We start from the raw sequence: 20,289 nt of genomic DNA, 5'->3' as shown, positions 1-20,289 counted from the left end.
TCGCGGCGTTTTGCCATTTGATCCATCGTCTCGAAGAGACGGTGCCGATATACATCTATTAAGGAGCGCATTCATGGCTGTTGGTCTTGGTCCGTTGCCAACGTTGCACCCGGTTGCCGGTTTTGAACTCGGTATTGCCTCGGCGGGCATCAAGCGCCCTGGGCGCAAGGATGTCGTGGTGATGCGTTGCGCCGAAGGCTCGACGGTGGCCGGCGTGTTCACCCTCAACGCCTTTTGCGCCGCACCGGTCATCCTGGCCAAGCAACGTGTGCAGGGGCCTGTGCGCTATCTGCTGACCAACACCGGTAATGCCAATGCTGGCACCGGCGCGCCCGGCCTGGCTGCCGCCGAACGTACCTGCGCCAAGCTGGCCGAGCTGACCGGTGTCGACGCCAGTCAAGTGCTGCCGTATTCCACTGGGGTGATCGGCGAGCCGCTGCCGGTCGAGAAGATCGAAGGCGCGCTGCAGGCTGCGCTCGATGACCTGTCGGAGAACAACTGGGCCGCGGCCGCCACTGGCATCATGACCACCGACACCCTGCCCAAGGGCGCGAGCCGCCAGTTCCAGCATGACGGCGTGACTGTCACCGTTACGGGTATCAGCAAAGGCGCCGGCATGATCCGCCCGAACATGGCGACCATGCTCGGCTACATTGCCACCGACGCCAAGGTTTCCCGCCAGGTGCTGCAAGACCTGATGCTCGACGGTGCCAACAAGTCGTTCAACCGCATTACCATCGACGGCGACACCTCCACCAACGACTGCTGCATGCTGATCGCCACCGGCAAGGCCAACCTGCCGCAGATCACCGAAGCCAACGGCCCTCTGTTCGAGGCCCTGAAGCAGGCTGTGTTCGAAGTGTGCATGGAAGTGGCCCAGGCCATCGTCCGTGACGGCGAAGGCGCGACCAAATTCGTGACCGTGCAAGTCAACGGCGGCGGCAATCATCAGGAATGCCTGGATGTCGGCTACACCGTGGCGCACTCGCCGCTGATCAAGACCGCACTGTTTGCCTCCGACCCGAACTGGGGCCGGATCCTTGCCGCCGTCGGCCGTGCCGGCGTGCCGGACCTGGACGTGAGCAAGATCGACGTGTTCCTCGGCGAAGTCTGTATTGCCAGCCAGGGCGCCCGTGCTGCGACCTACACCGAAGCCCAGGGCGCGGCGGTGATGCAGCAGGAAGAAATCACCATCCGGATCGAGCTGGGGCGTGGCGGTTGCAGCGAAACCATCTGGACCACCGACCTGTCCCACGAGTACGTCAAGATCAACGCTGAGTATCGGACCTAAACCGAGTCGTCCCCATTCGCGAGCAAGCCCGCTCCCACAGGGGATTTGCGGGGTGACATAGCAAGTGTTCACACCACAAATCCCCTGTGGGAGCGGGCTTGCTCGCGAAGGCGGCCTGACAGACATTCGCAAAGGTTTCTGATTGACCACAAGAAAGGGATTCCACGCATGAGCTTGCACCTGATCATCGGCGATCAACGCATTTCTTCCTGGTCCCTGCGCGGCGCACTGGCCCTGGCATTGACCGGCGAGCAATACACCGAAGAGCTGGTCAGGCTCGATCAGCCCGACACTCGGGAGAAACTGCTCAAGCATTCGCCCACGGCCAAGGTCCCGTTGCTCAAGACCGAATTCGGGGTGATCGCCGATTCCCTGGCGATTGCCGAATACCTGGCCGAACAGTTCCCGCACGCCGCTCTCTGGCCCAAGGATGTAGCCGCTCGGGCCCAGGCGCGTTCGGCCTGTGCCCAGATGCACAGTGGCTTCTTTGCCCTGCGCAGCCACATGCCGTTCGACGTCGCCCACGATGCGCCGCTGTCGCCCATGCCCGTCGAAGTGCAGGCGGAAATCGAGCGGATGCTGGCGCTGTGGGCCGAATGCCGTGCGGTGGCGACTGAAACCGGCCCCTACCTGTTTGGTAGCCTCAGCCTGGCTGACGCGTTTTTTGCACCGGTTGCCGTGCGCTTGCGCACTTATCAGGTGAAGCTCCCCGAGGTCGATGCGGCCTACGTCGAAACCCTTTATCAATGGCCGGCATTCAAGGCGTGGCAACAGGCCGGCCTGGAGGACACTGCGCGGTGAAACGAGTACACGTAGCGGCGGCGGTCATTCGTGACGCCACCGGCAAGATCCTGATCGCCCGACGGGCCGACACTCAGCACCAGGGCGGCCTGTGGGAATTTCCTGGCGGCAAGGTCGAGGTCGACGAATCCGTTGAAACCGCCCTGGCCCGTGAACTTCACGAAGAGCTGGGCATTCTCGTCGACGCCGCCCGGCCGTTAATCAAGGTGCGCCATGATTACCCGGACAAACAGGTGTTGCTGGATGTCTGGGAAGTCTCGGCGTTCACCGGCGAACCCCATGGCGCCGAAGGGCAACCGCTGGCCTGGGTCACGGCCCGCGACCTGGCGAACTACGAATTCCCGGCGGCCAATCAGCCGATCGTCGCGGCGGCCCGCTTGCCGGGCGAATACCTGATTACCCCGGAAGGCCTCGAAACACCGGCCTTGCTGCGCGGCATGCAGAAGGCGATCGCCGGCGGGATCAAATTGCTCCAGCTACGCGCCCCCAATGGCTATGACCCGCAATACCGCGATCTGGCGGTGGATGCGGCGGGCCTGTGTGCCGGCAAGGCCCAACTGATGCTCAAGGGGCCGTTCGAATGGCTGGGGGATTTCCCTTCTGCTGGCTGGCATATCACTGCCGCACAGTTGCGCAAGCATGCGGCGGCCGGTCGACCGTTCGGCAAAGACCGCTGGTTGGCGGCCTCCTGCCATAACGCCGAGGAACTGTCCCTGGCGCAGCAGATGGACGTGGATTTCGTCACGCTCTCGCCGGTTCAACCGACCCAGACCCATCCCGAGGCCCAGCCGATGGGGTGGGCAGAGGCCGCGCGATTGATCGAGGGCTTCAACCGGCCGGTTTATCTGCTGGGTGGGGTCGGGCCCGGCGAACGGCAACAAGCCTGGGAAGCCGGGGCTCAGGGTGTGGCGGGGATTCGGGCGTTTTGGCCTGGGGCTTGATTCTGGGGTGTGGCTGCTGGCCCCTTCGCGAGCAAGCCCGCTCCCACACGGTTATCGGTGGTGAACACAAATTTTGTGTCTAACGCAGATCCAATGTGGGAGCGGGCTTGCTCGCGAAGGCGGCCTTACAGGCGATACATCTCTTTTGATCACCCTCCAGGCTTGGCCGCCGCCTCCCAAAGCACCTCCGCCACCCCTTGCCGCCGAGCAATGACCCGCGCTGCGACGAACAACAGATCCGACAACCGATTGATATAGGCCAACCCCGGTCCGGCCAATGGCTCTACGGCGTTCAACTGCTGGCAACGCCGCTCGGCGCTGCGGGCCAGGCTGCGGCAGACGTGGGCCTGGGCAATCAGGGTCGAGCCACCGGGCAGGATGAAGTTTTCCAGCGGCCCCAATTCCTCGTTCCACACATCAATCGCCGCTTCCAGGCGCTCGACTTCCGCCGTGGTCAATGCTTGATAGGCCGGCATCGCCAGTTCACCGCCCAGGTCGAACAGTCGATGCTGACACGGCGCCAGCACGTCGCTGACCTCCTTGAGTGCCGGGTATTGAGCTGTTTCAACGACCAGGCCGGCCAGCAACAATCCCAGCTGACTGTTCAGCGTATCCACTTCGCCAATGGCCTCGACCCGCGGGTGGTCCTTCGCCACGCGACGACCATCGCCCAACCCGGTTTCACCTGTGTCGCCGGTGCGGGTGTAAATCTTCGACAGGCGAAAACCCATGCTCAACGCTCCAGTTGTTTGTGTTCCTGGACCACCATCGAAGTGCCCGCCAGGGGCAGGCGCAAGGTAAAGCAGGTGCCCTGGCCCGGTGCCGACTGCACTTCCATCTGGCCCTTGTGGTTATTGGTGATGATGAAATACGACACCGACAGCCCGAGTCCCGTGCCCTGGCCGATCTCCTTGGTGGTGAAGAAGGGCTCGAAGGTGCGCTTGCGCACGTTCTCGCTCATGCCGATGCCGTTGTCCTCGACCTGGATTTCTGCCCACGGTGGATTCAATCGGGTGCGCAGGATAATGCGCCCGGGTTCGCTGTCGTCCTGCCGTTGGTGGATTGCCTGGGCAGCATTTTTCAGCAGGTTGAGCAGCACTTGTTCCAACTCGTTGGCCGTGCCGGGCACCGGGCCCAGATTCGGGTCGAACTGACGGATGATTGCCTGGCCCTTGAAATCGAAACCGATCGCCAGGTCGAAGTCGTTACCGGCGATTTCCACCGCCTGGTCGATCAGTGCCGGCAGGTCGCACGGCGCCATCTGCCGCGTGCTGCGACGGCTGAAACTGAGCATGTGAGTGACGATTTTCGCCGCCCGGGCGCCGGCCTGCTGGATGCCGTCGAGCAGTTGCGGAATCTCCCGGCTTTGCAGGTAACGATTGACCACCGGCAATTCGATCCCCAGTTGCTCGGCCTGTTCGAGGTTCTTGGGCAATTCCGGCGACAAGCGTCGGCGGATGTTCTGTACATTGTGCAGGATCGCCCCCAGTGGGTTGTTGATCTCATGGGCCATGCCCGCCGCGAGGCCGCCGACCGAGAGCATCTTTTCCGATTGCACCATCATTTCCTCCAGCGACAGGCGCTGGGTGATGTCATCGATGCGGATCACCACCCCGCGCCCGGCGCCGCCCATCAGCGGGTAGAAGGTCAGGGCGTAGTGCCGGGCCTCATCGTCCTTGGTCCAGGTAACGCGTTCGATCTTGGCCACCGTGTGCTGCTCGACCGTCTGCTTGAGCTGCGGCAGGTAGGGCTTGAGCGGCTCGAAGGCGAGGAAGATCGGCTGGTTCAGGGCCTCGTCCAGCCGTGTGCCGGAGAGGGCGCTGGCCTCCTGGTTCCATTGGGTGACGTAGAGCTGTTCGTCGAGGGCGATCAGCGCCGACGGCATGGAGTCGATGATGCTGTTGAGGTAGTTCTGGAAACCGGTGAGCTTTTTCTCGATCTTGCTGCGCACTTGGACTTCCAGTTCCAACTTGCGGTTGGTGTGGCGGGTTTCTTCCGCCAGGCCCTGGGCCTGGTCATAGGCGGCCTGGGAGTCGTCGCGGGCACGCTTGAGCTGTTGCTCCCGGGCTTCGATCCGCGACAGCATGGTGTTGAACGCTTCGGCCAGGCTGCCGATCTCGTCGTGATTGCCACGGGCGGCACGCAGGGAATAGTTCTCTTCTCGGGTCACCTGGCGCGACAGTTCTTCGAGCTGATGGATCGGCTGGGTGATCAGGCGTTTGATCTGCTGGGCAATGATCAGCCACAGCAACACGCTGAAAATCAGGATGCCCAGGCTGGCGGTCAGGGTGCCGGTGTAGAACGCCGTGGGCAGTTCGCTGCTGGCCACCAGCAGCAGGTGGCCAGGTTCGGTGCCGGGACGGGGCAGGGTGATGACTTGGTTGCTGCGGAACTCACCGGCCTGCCAGGCCTGGATATGGCGGAAGTGGTCCGGCAACTTGAGCTTTTCGCCCTGTTGCAATTGCGCCAGGCGTTCGCCTTGGCCGTCATACAGCGCCGCCGCCCGCAGCGGTGCATAGCTATTGAGTTCGTCGAGCAGGCGTTTGGCACTTTGTGGCGATTGCAGTGCATCGGAGATCAGACTTGGGTTGGCTATCAGCCGGCCGATGGTCTGCAGGGCCTGGGGCGCCATGCTTTCCTGGGAAATGTAATAGGCGGCGCTGATAAAGGTCAGGTTGGCCACCAACAAGACTGTGGTCAACAACACCAACAAGGCGGCCAGTAGTTTCTGGCCGACCGGGAGGTTTTCAAGGCGCTGGCGCAATGGCATCAGACTCGTCGCTAAAAAGGGATACGAGGGCCAGCGTAGCCGCTGCTCAGTCGCCGGGCAATCCGAGGTTGTCCAAGTGGGCAATCAGTCGCTGGCGTAGCTGTTCCAGGTGCGGCACTGCCAGCCCATGGCGCTGGGCAACTTTGCAGGCGTAGCCGAGCAAGTAGCTGATTTCGGTGCGGCGCCCGTTGGCGACGTCCTGGTACATCGAGGAGTAGTTGGCGGCGGTGGCCTGGATCACCCGTTCGACCTCCGTGGGCAAGTCTTCGGCAGCCGCGGGCTGACCACAGCGCTCCAGCAAGTCCGTGAGTTCGGCGCAGAGGGTCGCCACTTCGCAGTGATGCGCCTGCAAACCGCCATTCTTGCAGTGATGCAGCACGGTCAGCGGATTGATTGCGCAGTTGAGCGCCAGTTTGCGCCAGAGCCGGGTGAGGATGTCGGCGCTCCATTCGTGGGGAATGCCGGCGGCGCTCAGGTCGTCCAGCCAGAATGGCGCCACCGGGTGAGCGGGGTCGCCCAGCCAGGTGTAGCCATGGCCGGCGAACACGACGCGCCAGTCACCGTCGCGGAATGCGCCTTCGGTGCTGGAGGCGCTGATGCAACGGGCCAGGGGAACACAATTGGCCACCGCGTCCTGGCTGCCGAGGCCGTTCTGCAGAAGGATCAGTTCCGACTCGGCGCCCAGGCGATGGGCCACTGAGGCCACGGCCGCCTCTGCGTCATAGGCTTTGCAGGCCAATAGCAGGCGTTTGATCGGCTCGGGGTTGTCTGCGGTTTCGCCGGGCACCGGATAGCTCTGGGTTTGGCCTTGTTCCACCAGCGTCAGGCCTCCGGCCGCCCGATACGCCAGCAACCGGGCTTCACTGCGCAGCACCAGCCGTACCGGCAGGCCGGCCCGGGCCAGGCGCGTGGCCCACAACGTGCCGAGGCTGCCGGCCCCGAGGACATGCCAGGGCGTGGACATCAGTTTTTTACTCGGTTTGGCGCAGGCATCTGAGGGGCTCGCGGTATCGGCAAGAAAAGACCCGTTATAATGAGCCCGATTTTAACCACAAGCCAAGCGCGCGCCTTGTTACTGGCGCGCCTTTTTATTTGGAGAACACTACATGCCGTCATTCGACGTGGTATCCGAACTGGACAAACACGAAGTCACCAACGCCGTTGAAAACGCCGTCAAGGAACTCGACCGTCGTTATGACCTCAAGGGCAAGGGCAGTTTCGAGTTCAAGGACCTGACCGTCAACCTGACCGCCGAGGCCGAGTTCCAGCTCGAAGCGATGATCGAAATCCTCAAGCTGGCCTTGGTCAAGCGCAAGATCGACGTGCAGTGCCTCGAGGTCAAGGACGCCTATGCCTCGGGCAAGCTGATGAAGCAGGAAGCGGTGCTCAAGGAAGGCATCGACAAGGAACTGGCGAAGAAAATCGTCGCTCATATCAAGGACGCCAAGCTCAAGGTACAAGCGGCGATCCAAGGCGAGCAGGTGCGTGTCACCGGCAAGAAGCGTGACGACTTGCAGGAAGCCATCGCGGCACTGCGGGCCAAGGAATTCGGCATGCCGTTGCAGTTCAATAACTTCCGCGACTGATACTTCAGTTGTATGGAGATCCTGTGGCGAGGGAGCTTGCTCCCGCTTGGGTGCGAAGCGCCCACCTATAAGGGGCTGCTACGCAGCCAGCGGGAGCAAGCTCCCTCGCCACAATGTGTTTCGATTGGGCTTTTGCGGTAACAGAACAAAGGAGAATTTGATGGACTTGAACGCTGAAGTGGACAACCTGGTCAAGGCTTCACAGACCTGGATCCCGATGATCATGGAATACGGCAGCCGAGTGCTGCTGGCGGTCATTACCCTGGCTATCGGCTGGTGGCTGATCAACAAGGTCACGCAAAAGCTGGGTGCTCTGCTGGCCCTGCGTAACGCGGACCTGGCGCTGCAGGGGTTTATCAGTACCCTGGCGAACATCATCTTGAAAATACTGCTGATCGTCAGCGTCGCGTCGATGATCGGTGTGGAAACCACCTCATTCGTCGCCGCCATTGGTGCGGCAGGCCTGGCCATCGGTTTGGCGTTGCAGGGCAGCCTGGCGAACTTCGCCGGCGGCGTGCTGATTCTGTTGTTTCGTCCATTCCGCATCGGCGACTGGATCGAAGCCCAAGGCGTGGCCGGCACGGTCGACAGCATCCAGATCTTCCATACGGTGATTCGCACCGGTGACAACAAAACCGTCATTGTGCCCAACGGCAACCTGTCGAACGGCATCATCACCAATACCAATCGCCAGCCGACCCGCAAAGTCGTGTTCGACGTGGGCGTGGATTATCAGGCCGACCTGAAAAAAGCCCAGCAGGTGTTACTGGATTTGGCCAAGGATCAGCGCGTATTGGCCGAGCCGGCGCCGGAAGCGGTGATTTCCACCTTGGGCGACAGTTCGATCACGGTGTCGTTGCGGGTATGGGTGAAGACGGCGGATTACTGGAGCGTGATGTTCATGTTCAATGAACAGGCTCGGGATCGTTTGAAAGACGCGGGTATTGATATTCCGTTTCCGCAGCGTGTGATCCGGGTCGTGCAGGAAGGGGTGGCGCAATAGTGATTTGAATATAACTTGGCGTTGAAGTCAGGTTATGTTTAGTTAGCTTGCTATTTAAGTTAGTTGCACGCACAAAAAAACCGCTCACCTGGAAACAGGTGGGCGGTTTTTATTTGTTGCGGGTGCAGCTATCGAATTACCGCTGAATTACAAGATGCTCAGTGGGTATTCGACGATGAAGCGGAAGTCGTTGACGTTGCCGCCATCGTAGGCATTGTTCGAACGAGCGATTGCACTACGAATGCGGAAAGACATGTCCTTCGCTGGACCGCTTTGCAGAACGTATTTGGTCTCGAAGTCGAACTCGTGTTCTTTACCTTCATCACCGGAAGCGGTGGTGATGTTGTCGCCTTTGACGTAACGCGTCATGAAGCTCAGACCAGGAACACCGTAGCTCTTCATGTTCAGGTCGTAGCGAGCTTGCCAGGAGCGCTCGTCCTCACCGTTGAAGTCGGAGTATTGGATGGAGTTGGCGAGGAAGATAGTACCGCCGCCGTCTACGCCGTACTTATAGCCGCTGTCGCCCGAGGAGCGTTGGTGGGCCAAGGTGAACTTGTGAGCGCCGACGCTATAGGCTGCCGCGAGGGACCAGATACGGTTGTCAACGTCACCGTCCAGCTCCTGACCCTGACTTTTGCTATCGTAGCCGTTGAAGTCGAAGTTCAGGGACTGATCTTCGTTGATCGGCAGGGTGTAGTTCAGGTTGACGTACTTCTTCTTGTAGTAGTCTTCAATGTCGGAAGCGGCTACACCGCCTACAAAATTGTCATTGAACTGGTAGGTTGCACCGGCAATGTCAGCAGACTTCAAGCCCAGGCTGTCGCGACCCATGTGGTTCTGCGCACGCATGGAAGTGAAGCGACCAGCGCTCAATTCCAGGCCTTTGATTTCCTTGCTGGTGATCAAAGTACCGGTGGCGACTTCTGGCAGCAGACGGCTGTCATCAGTGGAGAACACAGGGCTGGCAACGTACTGGTTGCCGTACTTCAGAACAGTGTCAGAGAAGCGGAATTTGACCGCGCCGCCAACGTTGGATTGAGTGTCTTCGGGATGGCCTTCGCTATCCTTGCCAAACATGCCGTTACCGGTACGACCGGCGCCGCTGTCCAGCTTGACCATGCCATTGGCCAGCGCGTCCAGGCCAAAACCGATGGTGCCTTGGGTGAAGCCCGACTCGTAAACCGCCTGTACACCCAGACCGGTTTCTTCGCGGTAGCCTTTTTCACGAGCTTTGTTAGGGGTGCTCTGGTCGTTGGATTCACCGTGTTTGAAATCACGGTTCATGTACAGCATACGGCTTTTAACAGTTAGGCTCTGATCTTCAAAAAAGCCCTTGGATTCTTCCTGGGAAGAGGCCATTGCGAACTGCGAGGTACCGGCCGATACAGCCAGTGCGATCATGCTCCACTTCATCACGCGCATCGTGATTTGCTCCTTTGGTTTTTAGAAGAGTACTGCCGTCCCACCTGTTTTTTTATCTGGGCGGCTCTTTCTTTTTGTGTCGGCGCAAACTTATATCACGACGACATTATTGGCGATACTTGCCCATCCAACCTTTCAGCTTCTTTACGACCATGTCGCCAATGGCTCGATCCATGTCGTATTTCAGCTGTCCCGACGCAATCAGGTTCACAACTTGAACGTTGTTGTTTTTCTCTGGCATCGGTGTAAAGAGTCCGTAGTTACCACGCTTGAAGCTCCTGTGGGCAGCCTTGCCACTTAATTTATAGGTCTGCAGGTTCCCGCTTCCGGCGATACCCTGTAGACGATGTTGGGATGAATGCAACAAGCATGCACAAACCCGAGTTTCCTTCACATTTTTTTCACATTCTGCCGATTGTCGCGGTGAAACCTCATGAAACCGGGCACCAAAGGCCTTGTTTTAAATGAGGTTGACTGTCGTGTGGCTTCCGTGTTTGGAACCCGTAAACATCGCGAGACAACCAAAAACGTTACCGGTTCACCCTTCTCAGTGAGTAAATCGCGGATGCTTCGTGCACCTAGCGTAGACGCACTGTGCTGTTTTGGTGCAAAAAAAATTCAAATTGTTCGAAAATCATACAGTCGCCCTACCAAGCCTAAACGGCGGATGGCCCTGTCGGCTTCTTAAGGCGCTCTTTGCGCTGTATTGGTGCGCGGGAATGCACAATCTTAATGTCGGCGTGCAACGAACTGCTCGAAAATACGCTTCGGGCCACGGCCTGGACGGTACACGGTGAAGCGTCCGGCGTTCACGGGTATGCTGCGGCTCTGTGCTCGGCCCAGGCCTGCGGGCTACCCGGCTGGGCATCATTGATAACGAGCGAGGAGTACGCGCGGTGTTTGCTTTAGATCCACGACTGCAACAAGACACACTACCCATCGGTGATTTCCCATTGTGCCGGTTGCTCCTGTCCAACGATTCGAACTACCCGTGGTTCATCCTCGTGCCGCGGCGGGAAGATATCAGCGAATTGTTTCAGTTGGATGACGCCGATCAACAACTGTTATGGAAAGAAACCACTGCGCTGGCCGAAACCCTCAAGGATTCGTTCGACGCCGACAAGTTGAACGTTGCAACCTTGGGTAACGTTGTCAGTCAATTGCACATGCATGTCATCGTCCGCAAACGCGATGATGCCGCCTGGCCGGCGCCAGTTTGGGGCAAGCATCCGGCCAAGCCGTATAATGCAGAACAGGTGACGGCCATTCGCGAGCGATTGCGCGGGGCCTTGACCGATGATTTCAAGTTTCTGGAGGGCTGAACCATGAACCTTGAAGAGCGTGTAACCGATCTGGAAAGCCGCCTGGCGTTTCAGGATGACACCATCCAGGCATTGAATGACGTGCTGGTGGCGCAGCAGCGAGTCGTTGAGCGTCTGCAGCTGCAGATGGCGGCGCTGCTAAAGCGCCAGGAAGAAATGGCCGGGCAATTCGAAACCTTCGAAGAAGAGGCGCCACCCCCTCATTACTGATCTGTCGCTGAACGGCAGGTAATAAAAAACCGCGAGCAGCCTGGCTGCATCGCGGTTTTTTTTACGCTTGGATCAGCGGCGCGGGAGCGCGGCGATCACATCTTCGGCTTGCAGGCCCTTGTCGCGATTCATGACGGAGAACTCCACGCGCTGGCCTTCTACCAGGACGCGGTGGCCTTCGCCACGAATGGCCCGGAAATGCACGAAAATATCATCGCCGGAATCGCGGGAAATGAAACCGAACCCCTTGGACGTGTTGAACCACTTCACGGTGCCGGTATCACGGTTGGACATGTCGTAGTTTTGGGGCGCGGCGGCTGGCGACGACTTTTTGTAGAAGCTGACCGCCAGGTGCAGAGCTACCGCGAACAGTGCCGCGGCCAGGCTGAACACAATGGCCGGTTGGCCACCGATTTCCGGCATGGGCGCCAGCAGGGCCAGGGTTTGCAGGGCAACGGCCAGCACCAGCAGGGCGCTGACAAGGTTTTGCAGTTGATGACGTGGACCTTTGTTCCAGTAAGGGATAACCGGTGCGAGGGTCAGGTTGAGCAGGCCGAAAAAGGCCAGGTACAGTGCGTCGGGGTGTTGCAGGTAAGGTGTGGCTTCGGAACCCAGGCTAGGGATGAAGGACAGCAGCAGGGCAGCTGCGCCCATTAGCAAGTGGACGATTTTCAACATTTTGATTGGCTCACGGTTAAGACGGATCACAAGGAAGAGCTGGTCGGGGCGGTTCGCTTCGGAACAATGAGAGGCGTTGGACACGTACCCGAATCAGCCTATGCGTTACGCCCGGAAAAATAGGCGTAGCGACACACTGCCTATTTAACAGCAAAGCCCCGGCCTTCTCAAACTCGTTACGGACGTGTGCCGCGCTGTTCGTCGGCCAGAAAAAGGCTGTCGGGCGCTTGAAGGTGTCTGGCAAAGGACGTTGAACGCCCTGTTTGGTGGAACCGACCGATATCCGGGCTTGTCGGTTCAGGAGGGCTGGCGATCTGTCGCAGGCTGTAGGCGGCAAAACCCACTAGAGTGGAGTGGCCGCTGTCGAATTCATCACCGTCAGGAGATCAACCAACATGGCCATTGATATCGGTATCAGTGAAGAAGATCGCAAGTCCATCGTCGACGGACTGTCACGACTGTTGTCGGACACCTATGTGCTGTATCTCAAGACCCACAATTTCCACTGGAATGTCACTGGGCCGATGTTTCGGACCCTGCACTTGATGTTCGAGGAGCAATACAACGAGCTGGCGCTGGCGGTGGACCTGATCGCCGAGCGCATTCGCGCCCTCGGCTTCCCGGCCCCGGGTGCCTATTCGGTGTATGCGCGCTTGTCTTCTATTAAGGAAGAGGAGGGCGTGCCCGGCGCTGAAGACATGATCCGTCAACTGGTCGATGGCCAGGAGGCGGTGACGCGTACGGCCCGCGGCATCTTTCCTTTATTGGACAAGGTCAGTGACGAGCCGACCGCCGATCTGCTGACCCAGCGCATGCAGGTCCACGAAAAGACCGCGTGGATGTTGCGTTCATTGCTGGAAAACCAATAAGCGTCACGTAGGTGATGAGGGGGTCGCCGGTATCATTGCCTGCGCCTCGTGTGTAGGACGGCGTAATTCATCGCCTGCCTGCTGTTGGCTTGTCCTACGGCGATGGTCATAAAGTCGTCTGGATCTGACGATGCCGTTGAGCTTCCATAAGGGCCACAGATGGGTTGTTCCCACTGGGAGGTTCGTATGGCAAAGGAGTGTCAACGGTATGATTCAAGGAAAGGAACCCGGGGAGGGAGTGCGTGGGCGTTTTCAGCCCATAAACGTCGACCCGTTCGTCAGGGGGTTCGATATGCGACTGGCCCGGCCCCTGGCCCGATCCATCCGTCTGAATGGGTTCGCCACCTGTTTGCGGCTGGAGCAGGTCTATTGGGATATCCTCGGCGACATGGCCCAGCTCAACCGCTGTTCCATCAGTACCTTGCTGTCCCATGTGGATCGGGAGGTGCATCTGCGCCATGGCGGGGTGCGCAATTTCAGTGGGCTGGTGCGTGTGGTCTGCGTGGTGCACAGCTTGAAGGAAGCCGCGATGGAAGTCGTGGATCGTCATTGATGTGATGCGCCTCTGTCGATGACTGAGCCGGACCGGTAACGGCCTGTGCGCTTACGGCTGCACAGGCCGCATTTAATGGATATAATCCCGCTCTTTGCCGCAAAGCCCAGCCTTTGCGCGAGTAACCTGATCGCCGAGACAACCCCCATGCCGATGTACGACTATCAATGTGCTTCCTGTGGTCATCAGATGGAAGCCATTCAAAAGATCAGCGCGGCACCGCTGGTCGACTGCCCTGCCTGCCAGGCGCCGGAACTGAAAAAGATGCTGTCCATGCCGGGTTTCCGCCTCGGCGGCACCGGCTGGTATGAAACCGACTTCAAGACCGGCGCCAAGAAGAACCTGGCCGGTGGCGACAAAGCTGATTGAGTTGAACACGCGCGAGTTCTTGCACGGGCAGGGCCTCCAACCGAATTTCGAATTACGAGAAGTGAAACCACTACCATGATGCGCAGCCATTATTGCGGCCAACTGAACGAAAGCCTGGAAGGTCAGGAAGTTACTCTTTGCGGATGGGTTCATCGTCGCCGTGACCATGGCGGGGTGATTTTCCTCGATATCCGTGATCGTGAAGGCCTGGCCCAGGTAGTGTTCGATCCGGACCGCGCTGAAACCTTCGCCGCCGCCGATCGCGTGCGCAGCGAATACGTCGTCAAGATCACCGGCAAGGTGCGCCTGCGTCCGGCCGGCGCCGGCAACGCCAACATGGCGTCTGGCATGATCGAAGTGCTGGGCTACGAGCTGGAAGTGCTGAACGAAGCGGAAACCCCGCCGTTCCCACTCAACGAATACTCCGACGTGGGCGAAGAAACCCGCCTGCGCTATCGCTTCATCGACCTGCGTCGTCCTGAAATGGCCGAGAAGCTGCGTCTGCGTTCGCGCATGACCACCAGCATCCGTCGTTACCTGGACGAGAACGGCTTCCTCGACGTCGAGACGCCGATCCTGACCCGCGCCACCCCGGAAGGCGCCCGCGATTACCTGGTGCCGAGCCGCACCCACCCCGGCAGCTTCTTCGCCTTGCCGCAATCGCCGCAGCTGTTCAAGCAACTGCTGATGGTGGCCGGCTTCGACCGTTACTACCAGATTGCCAAGTGCTTCCGCGACGAAGACCTGCGTGCCGACCGTCAGCCTGAGTTCACTCAGATCGACATCGAGACCAGTTTCCTCGACGAAAAAGACATCATGGGCCTGACCGAAGGCATGATCCGCAACCTGTTCAAGGAAGTGCTGGGTCTGGAATTCGGCGAATTCCCGCACATGACCTGGGACGAGGCCATGCGCCGCTACGGTTCCGACAAGCCGGACCTGCGTATCCCGCTGGAACTGGTGGACGTGGCCGACCAGCTCAAGGAAGTCGAATTCAAGGTCTTCAGCGGCCCGGCCAACGATCCGAAAAGCCGTGTTGCCGCCCTGCGCGTACCGGGCGGGGCGAGCATGCCGCGCAGCAAGATCGACGACTACACCAAGTTTGTCGGCATCTACGGTGCCCGCGGCCTGGCGTACATCAAGGTCAACGAGCGCGCCAAAGGCGTCGAAGGCCTGCAGTCGCCGATCGTCAAGAACATCCCTGAGGCCAACCTGAACGTGATCCTCGATCGCGTCGGCGCGGTCGATGGCGACATCGTGTTCTTCGGTGCCGACAAGGCCAAGATCGTCAGCGAAGCCCTGGGCGCGCTGCGAATCAAGGTTGGTCACGACCTGGAACTGCTCACCAGTGAGTGGGCGCCATTGTGGGTCGTTGACTTCCCGATGTTCGAAGAGAACGACGACGGCAGCTTCACCGCGCTGCACCACCCGTTCACGGCACCCAAGTGCACACCGCAGGAACTGGAAGCCAACCCGGCGACCGCGCTGTCCCGTGCCTACGACATGGTGCTCAACGGCACCGAGCTGGGTGGCGGTTCGATCCGTATCCACCGCAAGGAAATGCAGCAGTCGGTCTTCCGTCTGCTGGGCATCAGCGAAGCAGAACAGGAAGAGAAGTTCGGCTTCCTGCTCGATGCGCTGAAGTACGGTGCTCCGCCCCACGGTGGCTTGGCCTTCGGCCTGGACCGCCTGGTGATGCTGATGACCGGCGCCCAGTCGATTCGTGAAGTGATCGCGTTCCCGAAAACCCAGAGCGCGGCCTGTGTCATGACCCAGGCACCGGGTCTGGTGGATGCCAAGGCGCTGCGCGAGCTGCACATCCGTCTGCGTGAACAGCCTAAGGCTGAGTAAGGCTGGCCCTTGAAGGCGCATCTTCGGATGCGCCTTTTCATTGGGGTCGATATTTCGGGTTGTCGGCTGCTGTGTGAGCACAGGGCGGGCAATGTTTCAAAGCGAAACCGGAGCGAGTTATGGCAGGTCATTCCAAGTGGGCGAACATCAAGCACCGCAAAGAACGTCAGGATGCCAAGAGGGGCAAGATTTTCACCAAGTGGATCCGTGAACTGACGGTCGCGGCCCGACAGGGTGGCGGTGAGCCGGGTTCCAACCCGCGTTTGCGCCTGGCCCTGGACAAGGCGCTGAGTGCGAACATGAGCCGCGACATCATCGACCGGGCCATCGCCCGTGGCGCGGGTGCGACCGAGGCCGACAATGTTGAAGAGCTGACCTACGAGGGTTATGGCCCGGGCGGTGTGGCGGTGATGGTCGAATGCATGACCGACAACCGCAACCGTACCGCCGCCGCCGTGCGTCACGCCTTCAGCAAATGCGGCGGTAACTTGGGCACTGATGGTTCGGTGGCTTACCTGTTCGAGCGCAAGGGGCAAATCAGCTTCGCTCCGGGCCTCGATGAAGATGCCCTGACGGAAGCGGCCCTGGAGGCCGACGCCGATGACGTGGTCAGCCATGAAGACGGCTCGTTCGACGTGTTCACCTCGTTCGCCAGCTTCTATGCCGTGCGCAACGCGTTGGAGGCGGCGGGTTTCAAGCCGGCCGACGCGGAAATCGTCATGCAACCGACCACCAGCGCCGAGCTGGACCTGGACGGCGCCGAGAAGGTGCTCAAGCTGATCGACATGCTGGAAGATCTGGATGACGTGCAGAACGTTTATTCCAATGCCGATATTCCGGAGTCTGTCGCTGAACAACTCGGCTGATGGCTTCCATTTAACTGCACGAATGCCAATGTGGGAGCGAGCTTGCTCGCGATAGCGATATTTCAGTCAACACTGTGCTTGCTGACCCGACGCCATCGCGAGCAAGCTCGCTCCCACAGGTCTGGTCAAATTCTCTTCAAACCGCAGGCGCTATGACTCTAATCCTTGGCATCGACCCCGGTTCGCGCATCACCGGCTACGGCGTGGTTCGTGATACCGGGCGCGGCTGCGTGTACGTTGCGTCCGGCTGCATCCGCACCGGTGCCGGCGAGTTGCACGAGCGCCTGCAGATTGTTTATCGCGGTGTGCGCGAGGTCATCCAGACCTACGGTCCGGTCACCATGGGCATCGAAAAGGTGTTCATGGCGCGCAACGCCGATTCTGCCTTGAAACTCGGCCAGGCCCGGGGCGCGGCGATCGTTGCCGGCGCCGAGGAAAGCCTGGAGATCGCCGAGTACACGGCAACCCAGGTCAAGCAGGCGGTCGTCGGAACGGGCGCAGCCAACAAGGAACAGGTGCAGATGATGGTGATGCATCTGTTGAAGCTAGTCAGCAAGCCGCAGATCGACGCCTCCGACGCCCTGGCCATCGCCATTTGCCATGCCCATACGCGTTCCAGTTTGCTGCCCCACGGTCTGGGAGCTGCACGCAGTCGTGGCGGGCGCCTGCGTCTCTGATAGCATCAGCGCAATCTTTCGTGAGCCCGAGCATTTTGCGCCTGTGTTGTCGGCGTTTCTGCTCCGGCTGTTACTCGCCAGCCAGCGGCTGGCCTACGCCCAAGGATCTGAAACGTGATTGGACGCTTGCGCGGCACCCTGGCTGAGAAACAGCCGCCGCACCTGATTCTGGATGTAAACGGGCTCGGTTATGAGCTGGAAGTGCCCATGACCACGCTGTATCGCTTGCCGTCGGTCGGTGAGCCGCTGACGCTTCACACCCATTTGGTCGTACGTGAGGATGCGCAGTTACTCTATGGCTTCGTCGGCAAGCGTGAGCGCGATTTCTTCCGCGAGTTGATCCGCCTCAATGGCGTCGGTCCGAAACTGGCCCTGGCCTTGATGTCGAGCCTGGAAGTCGACGAGCTGGTGCGCTGCGTGCAGTCCCAGGACACCTCGGCCCTGACCAAGGTGCCGGGTGTGGGCAAGAAAACCGCCGAGCGCCTGTTGGTCGAGCTCAAGGACCGTTTCAAGGCCTGGGAAGCGGTGCCGGCGATGTTCGCGCTGGTGCCGAATCAGCCAGACGCGCCGGTGCCTGCGGCCAGCGCCGAAAACGATGCGGTGACCGCGCTGATCTCCCTGGGCTACAAGCCGCAGGAAGCCAGCAAGGCGATTTCCGCCATCAAGGAAAAAGGCCTGAGCACTGAAGACATGATTCGTCGTGCCCTGAAGGGAATGATTTAAGTGATTGAAGCTGACCGTCTGATCGCCGCCACGGGCGCACCCCGTGACCGCGAGGAAATCCAGGACCGGGCGATTCGTCCCGTCAGCCTGGCCGACTATATCGGTCAACCGACCGTGCGCGAGCAGATGGAGCTGTTCATCCAGGCGGCCCGTGGGCGCAGCGAGTCGTTGGACCACACCTTGATCTTCGGTCCGCCGGGACTGGGCAAGACCACCCTGGCCAACATCATTGCCCAGGAAATGGGCGTGTCGATCAAGAGCACGTCCGGGCCGGTCCTTGAACGGCCGGGCGACCTGGCGGCGCTGCTGACCAATCTTGAGCCCCATGATGTGCTGTTCATCGACGAAATCCATCGCTTGTCGCCGATCGTCGAGGAAGTGCTGTACCCGGCCATGGAAGATTTCCAGCTCGATATCATGATCGGCGAAGGGCCGGCGGCGCGCTCCATCAAGCTGGACCTGCCGCCCTTCACCCTGGTGGGCGCCACCACCCGCGCCGGCATGCTGACCAACCCGCTGCGCGACCGTTTCGGTATCGTCCAGCGGCTGGAGTTCTACAACAACGCGGACCTGGCGACGATTGTCAGCCGCTCGGCGAGCATCCTCGGGTTGCCGCTAGACCCGGACGGCGCTTATGAGATCGCCCGTCGGGCCCGGGGTACACCGCGGATCGCCAACCGGCTGCTGCGCAGGGTGCGCGATTTCGCCGAAGTCCGGGCCAAGGGCCACATCACCAAGCCGATTGCCGACCTGGCGTTGAACCTGCTGGACATCGACGAGCGGGGCTTCGACCACCAGGACCGGCGATTGCTGTTGACCATGATCGAGAAATTCGACGGTGGCCCGGTGGGCGTGGACAGCCTGGCCGCGGCGATCAGCGAAGAGCGCCACACCATTGAAGATGTGCTGGAACCGTACCTGATTCAGCAAGGCTACATCATGCGTACCCCCCGTGGACGCGTGGTGACTCGCCATGCTTATTTGCATTTCGGCTTAAACATCCCGACACGAATGGGTGAGATGCCGGTGGTAGACGAATTCCTCGATGCCGTGGACGATTGAACGAGCTCCGTGCAGCGACTTTTTCCGGGTTCGTGCTGTCCCAGACGAAGCCCGGAACGTCAATGCGTTCGAGAATGAAAAAACAGTTGCCTGGCCGATTGGCAACCTGAGGAGTAAGCACTAGAGTATGCGCGCGCAAAACGGGCTGGAGTCGTTCGCACATCGCTGTCGCGTTTATTACGAGGACACCGATGCCGGCGGCATCGTTTACTACGTCAATTACCTCAAGTTTATGGAGCGGGCTCGAACCGAACGGCTGCGGGAACTGGGTTTTGCCCAATCCGCGCTGGCAGGGGAGGACCTGTTATTCGTCGTGCATTCCAGCGAAGCGCGCTATCACGCGCCGGCGCGACTGGACGACGAGCTTCTGGTAAGTGCCGATGTCATCGAATTGAACCGTGTCAGCCTGCGTTTCAAGCAGCAGGTCAGGCGGGCTACGGATAATGTGCTGCTCTGCGAAGGGCAGTTTTTGGTGGCCTGTGTGCGCACCCATAGTTTGAAACCCCGGGCCATTCCCGAAGCTCTACGTGCGGCCTTTGCCGGCGTGAGCGGCGCGGGTACACACTCAGAGCAGGAGATAAAGCGTGGAAGCTAACGTCGTCGACCATTCCTCCATGTGGAGCCTGGTCAGCAATGCCAGCGTCGTGGTGCAACTGGTAATGCTGATCCTGGTAGCCGCATCGGTGACCTCATGGATCATGATTTTTCAGCGCAGCAACATGCTGCGCGCCGGTCGCCGTGCCCTGGAGAGCTTCGAAGAGCGCTTCTGGTCCGGCATCGACCTGTCCAAACTCTATCGTCAGGCGGGCAGCAACCCGGATCCGGATTCGGGCGTGGAACAGATCTTCCGTGCCGGTTTCAAGGAATTCTCCCGTCTGCGCCAGCAGCCAGGCGTTGACCCGGAAGCAGTGATGGAAGGCGTGGCCCGTGCCATGCGTGTCGCCATTTCCCGCGAGGAAGAAAAGCTCGAACAGGGCCTGTCGTTCCTGGCCACCGTTGGTTCGGTCAGCCCGTACATCGGTCTGTTCGGTACCGTGTGGGGCATCATGAACTCCTTCCGTGGCCTGGCTTCCGCCCAGCAAGCGACCCTTGCCACCGTGGCTCCGGGCATCGCCGAGGCACTGATCGCCACCGCCATCGGTCTGTTCGCGGCCATCCCGGCTGTTATTGCCTACAACCGCTTCGCTGCCCGCAGCGAAACGCTGACCGGCCGTTACTACACCTTCGCCGATGAATTCCAGGCGATCCTGCACCGCAAAGTGCACACCAGCGAAGAATAAGCAGGTATTTCCCAA

At 60.1% G+C, this 20,289-nt stretch carries 23 protein-coding genes; 17 read left to right on the top strand and 6 right to left on the bottom strand.

Annotation, left to right across the window (positions count from 1 at the left end; all coding sequences use genetic code 11):
* Positions 1-73 precede the first annotated feature (73 nt).
* The 3 genes from argJ (at position 74) to CD58_RS22705 (ending at position 3,033) form a co-directional block, all read left to right on the top strand.
* A complete protein-coding gene (gene argJ, locus CD58_RS22715; RefSeq protein ID WP_025215245.1) occupies positions 74-1,291 on the top strand; it encodes a bifunctional glutamate N-acetyltransferase/amino-acid acetyltransferase ArgJ in 1,218 nt (405 codons plus the stop codon).
* Positions 1,292-1,459: 168 nt separating this feature from the next.
* Complete coding sequence (locus CD58_RS22710; protein WP_025215244.1) at positions 1,460-2,092, top strand: glutathione S-transferase family protein; 633 nt, start codon at positions 1,460-1,462, stop codon at positions 2,090-2,092.
* Entirely contained in the window at positions 2,089-3,033 is a 945-nt protein-coding gene (locus CD58_RS22705; RefSeq protein ID WP_025215243.1) for a Nudix family hydrolase, read from the top strand. Before CD58_RS22710 ends, CD58_RS22705 begins: the two co-directional genes overlap by 4 nt.
* Positions 3,034-3,182: 149 nt before the next feature.
* Here CD58_RS22705 and CD58_RS22700 read toward each other — a convergent pair whose 3' ends face one another.
* The 3 genes from CD58_RS22700 to CD58_RS22690 are packed head-to-tail and all read right to left on the bottom strand — an operon-like array spanning position 3,183 to position 6,767.
* On the bottom strand, positions 3,183-3,764 hold the full coding sequence (locus CD58_RS22700) for a cob(I)yrinic acid a,c-diamide adenosyltransferase (RefSeq protein WP_025215242.1): 582 nt from the start codon (positions 3,762-3,764) through the stop codon (positions 3,183-3,185).
* A gap of 2 nt (positions 3,765-3,766) precedes the next feature.
* Entirely contained in the window at positions 3,767-5,803 is a 2,037-nt protein-coding gene (locus CD58_RS22695; protein WP_025215241.1) for a sensor histidine kinase, read from the bottom strand.
* 46 nt (positions 5,804-5,849) lie between these two features.
* Positions 5,850-6,767 carry a putative 2-dehydropantoate 2-reductase gene (locus CD58_RS22690; protein ID WP_025215240.1) on the bottom strand — a complete coding sequence of 306 codons (918 nt, stop codon included), beginning with the start codon at positions 6,765-6,767 and terminating at the stop codon, positions 5,850-5,852.
* A gap of 142 nt (positions 6,768-6,909) precedes the next feature.
* Here CD58_RS22690 and CD58_RS22685 point away from each other — a divergent pair, with 142 nt between their 5' ends.
* Together CD58_RS22685 and CD58_RS22680 are read left to right on the top strand one after the other, a co-directional pair.
* Positions 6,910-7,389, top strand: a complete 480-nt coding sequence (locus CD58_RS22685) for a YajQ family cyclic di-GMP-binding protein (RefSeq protein ID WP_025215239.1) — start codon at positions 6,910-6,912, stop codon at positions 7,387-7,389.
* Positions 7,390-7,549: 160 nt separating this feature from the next.
* The gene (locus tag CD58_RS22680) at positions 7,550-8,392 is read left to right on the top strand and encodes a mechanosensitive ion channel family protein (RefSeq protein ID WP_025215238.1); all 843 of its coding nucleotides are present in this window, start codon (positions 7,550-7,552) and stop codon (positions 8,390-8,392) included.
* Positions 8,393-8,539: 147 nt separating this feature from the next.
* Here CD58_RS22680 and CD58_RS22675 read toward each other — a convergent pair whose 3' ends face one another.
* Together CD58_RS22675 and CD58_RS30790 are read right to left on the bottom strand one after the other, a co-directional pair.
* Positions 8,540-9,814 carry an OprD family porin gene (locus CD58_RS22675; protein ID WP_025215237.1) on the bottom strand — a complete coding sequence of 425 codons (1,275 nt, stop codon included), beginning with the start codon at positions 9,812-9,814 and terminating at the stop codon, positions 8,540-8,542.
* 106 nt (positions 9,815-9,920) lie between these two features.
* Positions 9,921-10,181, bottom strand: a complete 261-nt coding sequence (locus tag CD58_RS30790; RefSeq protein ID WP_144238611.1) for a hypothetical protein — start codon at positions 10,179-10,181, stop codon at positions 9,921-9,923.
* 529 nt (positions 10,182-10,710) lie between these two features.
* On the opposite strand from CD58_RS30790, the gene CD58_RS22670 reads away from it, so the two are divergent.
* On the top strand, positions 10,711-11,136 hold the full coding sequence (locus tag CD58_RS22670; protein WP_025215236.1) for an HIT domain-containing protein: 426 nt from the start codon (positions 10,711-10,713) through the stop codon (positions 11,134-11,136).
* A gap of 3 nt (positions 11,137-11,139) precedes the next feature.
* Complete coding sequence (locus CD58_RS22665; RefSeq protein WP_025215235.1) at positions 11,140-11,346, top strand: SlyX family protein; 207 nt, start codon at positions 11,140-11,142, stop codon at positions 11,344-11,346.
* A 72-nt stretch (positions 11,347-11,418) separates the two neighbouring features.
* Here the strand turns inward: CD58_RS22665 and CD58_RS31700 are convergent, their stop codons facing one another.
* Positions 11,419-12,024 (bottom strand): cold-shock protein, encoded by a 606-nt coding sequence (locus tag CD58_RS31700; protein WP_025215234.1) that lies wholly within the window; start codon positions 12,022-12,024, stop codon positions 11,419-11,421.
* 395 nt (positions 12,025-12,419) lie between these two features.
* Here CD58_RS31700 and CD58_RS22655 point away from each other — a divergent pair, with 395 nt between their 5' ends.
* The 10 genes from CD58_RS22655 (at position 12,420) to tolQ (ending at position 20,274) form a co-directional block, all read left to right on the top strand.
* Complete coding sequence (locus tag CD58_RS22655; RefSeq protein ID WP_025215233.1) at positions 12,420-12,893, top strand: Dps family protein; 474 nt, start codon at positions 12,420-12,422, stop codon at positions 12,891-12,893.
* A 208-nt stretch (positions 12,894-13,101) separates the two neighbouring features.
* The gene (locus tag CD58_RS22650; RefSeq protein ID WP_025215232.1) at positions 13,102-13,446 is read left to right on the top strand and encodes a ribbon-helix-helix domain-containing protein; all 345 of its coding nucleotides are present in this window, start codon (positions 13,102-13,104) and stop codon (positions 13,444-13,446) included.
* A gap of 147 nt (positions 13,447-13,593) precedes the next feature.
* Positions 13,594-13,815: an FmdB family zinc ribbon protein gene (locus CD58_RS22645; RefSeq protein ID WP_003178589.1), complete on the top strand. Its 222-nt coding sequence runs from the start codon at positions 13,594-13,596 to the stop codon at positions 13,813-13,815.
* Positions 13,816-13,890: 75 nt separating this feature from the next.
* Complete coding sequence (gene aspS / locus CD58_RS22640; protein ID WP_025215231.1) at positions 13,891-15,666, top strand: aspartate--tRNA ligase; 1,776 nt, start codon at positions 13,891-13,893, stop codon at positions 15,664-15,666.
* A 119-nt stretch (positions 15,667-15,785) separates the two neighbouring features.
* Entirely contained in the window at positions 15,786-16,532 is a 747-nt protein-coding gene (locus CD58_RS22635) for a YebC/PmpR family DNA-binding transcriptional regulator (RefSeq protein WP_025215230.1), read from the top strand.
* 152 nt (positions 16,533-16,684) lie between these two features.
* Complete coding sequence (gene ruvC, locus CD58_RS22630; RefSeq protein ID WP_025215229.1) at positions 16,685-17,209, top strand: crossover junction endodeoxyribonuclease RuvC; 525 nt, start codon at positions 16,685-16,687, stop codon at positions 17,207-17,209.
* A 114-nt stretch (positions 17,210-17,323) separates the two neighbouring features.
* Complete coding sequence (gene ruvA / locus CD58_RS22625; protein WP_024779454.1) at positions 17,324-17,932, top strand: Holliday junction branch migration protein RuvA; 609 nt, start codon at positions 17,324-17,326, stop codon at positions 17,930-17,932.
* Entirely contained in the window at positions 17,933-18,994 is a 1,062-nt protein-coding gene (gene ruvB / locus CD58_RS22620) for a Holliday junction branch migration DNA helicase RuvB (RefSeq protein ID WP_025215228.1), read from the top strand.
* A gap of 127 nt (positions 18,995-19,121) precedes the next feature.
* A complete protein-coding gene (ybgC, locus tag CD58_RS22615; protein ID WP_025215227.1) occupies positions 19,122-19,589 on the top strand; it encodes a tol-pal system-associated acyl-CoA thioesterase in 468 nt (155 codons plus the stop codon).
* On the top strand, positions 19,579-20,274 hold the full coding sequence (gene tolQ / locus CD58_RS22610; protein WP_025215226.1) for a protein TolQ: 696 nt from the start codon (positions 19,579-19,581) through the stop codon (positions 20,272-20,274). Before ybgC ends, tolQ begins: the two co-directional genes overlap by 11 nt.
* Positions 20,275-20,289: the final 15 nt, after the last annotated feature.

It is taken from the genome of Pseudomonas brassicacearum, assembly GCF_000585995.1.
Taxonomy (GTDB): Bacteria; Pseudomonadota; Gammaproteobacteria; order Pseudomonadales; family Pseudomonadaceae; genus Aquipseudomonas; species Aquipseudomonas brassicacearum_A.
This window is presented reverse-complemented; position numbering and strand designations above follow the sequence as displayed.